Raw genomic sequence first — 4,097 nt, 5'->3', positions numbered from 1 at the left:
AATAAAATGAAAAAAAGCATCTCCTGTTAGTCCATACACATCGACTATTTATCCTGAAGAATATAGAGTTATTGCAGAGAGTGATATGAGGAAGGCACAAAGTAAAGTAATGATAAGAACTATGTATACAGAAATTTCGTTACACAATGTAACTTCTATTCGAATTAACATTTCTGATTTCACTGACAATGCTGTTACATTTCCTCCGTTAAAACGACTATATACTTAAGATTGTAGGTTTACTAACGAATCACCCACGGGTATGGGTATTAAATACTATATTTGAAGGTGATCAAAGTGATTAACATCTTAGTAGGAGCTACAATTTTATTTATTGCATTTAACTTAGTCTACTTTTTCCGGAATAAGACCTATCGTCAAAGCTATTTCAGCTCTTCCCTTTTCTTAAAACTATTCTTCGTATTAACAGGTGTATTGGTAGGATTTGGATTGCTTTATTATCTGTTATCAATAAAAGAAGTCGTATTAATACAAAGCCTTTCTTCTCGTACACCAATCGAGCCAAGCTTTCTCAATTTCTTATACTTCAGCGGAGAAACACTAATGAGTGTAGGTTATGGAGATATGATTCCAATTGGAATTACCCGTTTTTTTGCTCTCATAGAATCGATGATCGGTATACTAATGCCAACCGCCTACTTCATCAAAGCACTCGAACGATCGAATTCAAGAAAAGAAGAAGAATCCTAACCATATCTTAGAACTCTATACAAAATGGTTGTGTACTTTCATTTAAGCAGAATTCAATTCTTTCTCTGAAATTCATAAACGTTACCATTTGCAAAGCCTGTTGGATAGGATAAAACCCTACCTCCAAACTTTCTGGAGAGGTGGTTAATTGTCCTCCAACCGGCTTAGCTAAAAACAGGGAATTACAAATGGAGTCTTTCACATTTTGAAATAACCCACAAAACTTTACCACCTCAATATCCACACCTGTTTCTTCTTTTGTTTCTCTTATGGCAGCACCCTTTAAAGATTCGCCTTCTTCAACTTGTCCACCCGGCATTTCCCATCCTCTTTTAGGTCCCTTAATTAATAGAATTTCCTTTTGTTCATTGAGTACAATTGTAGCTGCTGACACAATATGTTTTGGCGGAGTTTTAATATCTTTCGTTTTCTGTTCCAATTGAGTTCCTCATTTCTATTGAATTTAGAATACCCTTATGAGTAAGAAATCCTTATTCTTCCCTTAAATATGTAACGATGAAAAGTACCCCTGTGATTAATAATAGAATGGATAGAACTATTGGAAGTATGCCTATCTCTATAAGAGCGGTTCCAAAAATTCCATAACTTCGATCCCATCCCTTCCCACCCTCTTGCGACAGAACTTGCGAATAAACAGATGCCGCAATCAATGTAGATCCATATATTATGGCACTCGATAATATGAATACCAATCCAATATTTACTTTTCTAATTTTAATCTCCCCCGATCTATTTAACTATATAATATATCTACCAAGGAATGAAGCTGATCCTTTGTTGTGATAAGACACCCTTATGTTGAAAACTGTTTTCCAAGACACTTAATTAAATAAAATTCAAAAAAGAAAAGCTCGCCCGGATGGCGAGCTTTTACTTGGACTAATTAAACTTTCAGACGTTTACGTCCTGCAAGTAGAAGGGCCCCTACTACAGTAAGAAGAAGACCTGATGCCGTCTTCACAGGAAGAGAAGTCGAGGTATCAGGCATTTCGCCGCCTTTCTCTCTCTCCATTCGGCTTCGGTCTTCCAAAACCCATTTTCCTGCTTCATAACTGTAATTAATTTTAACTGTATGTTTTCCATACTGAGCACCTTCTCGATCTTGAGTCACCGTATAGTGATTTTCATCGACTTTTTCCATATGATATTCCTTATCGAGATCCAATTTAACTGGACCATCCATAGCTTTTAAATATAGCTTGCCATTTTCTTCATAAAAGTAAGTTTCTAAGTAACGATCTGCAAGCGGCCAGACCATAATGCTTTTCATTTCTTCTTCTAATCGATCCATGGAGTCATACTTTTTCACTTCTCCATCATCTGTGGTTTCAAGAGTGAAGAAGTCATTGAATTGCTGCTCCAATTTTTTTACCGGCGGTTCCCCGTGACTCTGAGCAAAAACCGGCGCAGACATCCCTACAAATACCAAACAAGCGACTACAACAACTGGAAATTTCTTAATCATTTTTAACCTCCTTTTAGTAGTTACATAGATTGTGTTTCGGTTTTTTGTTACATTTAAACGTATTTTTGTAATTAAATTGAAATAATTCCAGTTACTTATGGAATGTTGGTAAATAAAACACCTTGCTCATCGGCAAATAAGAAATCACATAACATGCACTCTATGAAAATTATCGCAACTAAACAAGTTAAGCATTGAAATGATTAGTGTATTTCAATCCCGGGTACATACTTTCAGAACGCTTTGGAGGTGTTTAAGAATGGAAATGATCAACATTAGTAATACAGAAATAAAGGCAAGCCGTATTGGTCTTGGTACTTGGGCCATTGGAGGCTGGATGTGGGGCGGAACGGATGAAGATCAATCGATCCGTACAATCCACACAGCGCTGGACCAAGGAATTAACTTCATCGACACGGCACCTGCTTACGGCTTCGGTCGTTCAGAGGAGATCATCGGAAAAGCCGTTCAACAATCCGGAAAAAGAGAAGACTTGTTGTTAGCGACGAAGACCGGAATTGATTGGAATGATGAAAGCGTTTTTCGTAACGCAAGCAAAGAACGCATCCACCAGGAAGTTGAGGATTCGTTAAAACGACTGCAAACCGATTACATTGATGTGTACCAGGTTCATTGGCCTGATCCCGTAACACCAATTCACGAAACAGCTGAAGCTCTTCACTACCTTTATAAACAAGGAAAAATCCGAGCGATTGGGGTCAGTAACTTCAGTCCAGAGCAGATGGATACGTTCCGAGAAGCTGCACCTATCCATACCCTGCAGCCCCCTTACAATATGTTTGAAAGAGAAATTGAAGAAAAGACCTTGCCATACACCAAAGATCATGACATCACCACTGTCTCTTACGGCTCGCTGTGCCGCGGTATGCTGTCAGGTAAAATGTCTTCAGACAGGGAATTCGAAGGTGACGATTTAAGAAATAATGATCCTAAATTCCAACAGCCCAGGTTCAAGCAATACTTGAATGCTGTTCATGAACTGGAGCAATTAGCGCAGAATCGTTATGGAAAGAGCGTCCTTCATTTAGCATTACGTTGGGTCCTTGACCAGCCAGGCTCCGGTATTGCACTAATGGGAGGCCGACGTCCAGACCAGCTTGATCCTGTGCAGGAAGTAGAGGATTTCAAGGTTGATGAAGAAACGATGCATGACATTGATGAGATTTTGCTGAAGCACGTTAAAGACCCTGTTGGTCCGGAATTCATGGCTCCGCCAGATCGCCAAGAATTAGGATTAAAATAAATCATCATTAAGCGCCGGACTTTTTTATAGTCCGGCCATTTAATTTTTGGGAACCTTTATGAGAGAGTATTCGTACTAACAATAGAAACTAGTGAATCAGGAGGTCCGCTTATGGATATCATTATTTGGGTCATCATTATCGCGTGTTTTATAGCCAGTTTTGCCAGCGTGGTATTCCCGATCATACCAGCTCCCCTCGTGCTGTGGATCGGTTTTCTCGCTTACTTTTTCTTCCTGGATGGAGACCCGCTTTCATGGTTTTTCTGGATAGGAATGATCGTATTAACCGTTATATTAATTGTTTCTGATATTATTGCAAATAGTTACTTCGTTAAGCGTTATGGAGGAAGTAAATGGGGGGAGCGAATGGCTGCAGTCGGTGTCATTGTCGGTTCTTTCATCATCCCGCCACTTGGGATTCTCATCATTCCTTTTGTTCTTGTTATTGCTACGGAATTGATTCAAAAACGGTCATCTAACGAAGCTTTCAAAGCTGCAATAGGTTCATTATTTGGATTTCTAAGTGGAACCGTTGCTAAAATCATCATTCAAATTATTATGATCGTTTGGTTCTTTTTTGAGATATAAAGAAGGTGCCCTGCCATTGAGCAGGACACCTTCTTTTTTTGGTTGTTT

5 protein-coding genes are annotated in these 4,097 nt (G+C 38.9%); 3 read left to right on the top strand and 2 right to left on the bottom strand.

Annotated elements, in window-relative coordinates:
- Positions 1-297: 297 nt before the first annotated feature.
- The gene (locus LD39_RS18930; protein ID WP_035551781.1) at positions 298-711 is read left to right on the top strand and encodes an ion channel; all 414 of its coding nucleotides are present in this window, start codon (positions 298-300) and stop codon (positions 709-711) included.
- Between the two features lie 7 nt (positions 712-718).
- Here the strand turns inward: LD39_RS18930 and LD39_RS18925 are convergent, their stop codons facing one another.
- Both LD39_RS18925 and LD39_RS18920 read right to left on the bottom strand, forming a co-directional pair.
- Positions 719-1,150: an NUDIX hydrolase gene (locus LD39_RS18925; RefSeq protein WP_035551778.1), complete on the bottom strand. Its 432-nt coding sequence runs from the start codon at positions 1,148-1,150 to the stop codon at positions 719-721.
- Between the two features lie 465 nt (positions 1,151-1,615).
- Positions 1,616-2,197, bottom strand: coding sequence for a hypothetical protein (locus tag LD39_RS18920; RefSeq protein ID WP_035551775.1), 582 nt, complete (start codon positions 2,195-2,197; stop codon positions 1,616-1,618).
- Between the two features lie 259 nt (positions 2,198-2,456).
- On the opposite strand from LD39_RS18920, the gene LD39_RS18915 reads away from it, so the two are divergent.
- Together LD39_RS18915 and LD39_RS18910 are read left to right on the top strand one after the other, a co-directional pair.
- Positions 2,457-3,461, top strand: a complete 1,005-nt coding sequence (locus LD39_RS18915; RefSeq protein ID WP_035551772.1) for an aldo/keto reductase — start codon at positions 2,457-2,459, stop codon at positions 3,459-3,461.
- Between the two features lie 111 nt (positions 3,462-3,572).
- Positions 3,573-4,049: a DUF456 domain-containing protein gene (locus LD39_RS18910; protein WP_035551769.1), complete on the top strand. Its 477-nt coding sequence runs from the start codon at positions 3,573-3,575 to the stop codon at positions 4,047-4,049.
- Positions 4,050-4,097 lie beyond the last annotated feature (48 nt).

It is taken from the genome of Halobacillus sp. BBL2006 (assembly GCF_000786645.1).
Classification (GTDB): domain Bacteria; phylum Bacillota; class Bacilli; order Bacillales; family Halobacillaceae; genus Halobacillus.
This window is presented reverse-complemented; position numbering and strand designations above follow the sequence as displayed.

Coding starts and splice junctions, on each gene's coding strand:
- LD39_RS18910 (WP_035551769.1), top strand. CDS start 3,573: ATGGATATCATTATTTGGGTCATCATTATCGCGTGTTTTATAGCCAGT.
- LD39_RS18915 (WP_035551772.1), top strand. CDS start 2,457: ATGGAAATGATCAACATTAGTAATACAGAAATAAAGGCAAGCCGTATT.
- LD39_RS18920 (WP_035551775.1), bottom strand. CDS start 2,197: ATGATTAAGAAATTTCCAGTTGTTGTAGTCGCTTGTTTGGTATTTGTA.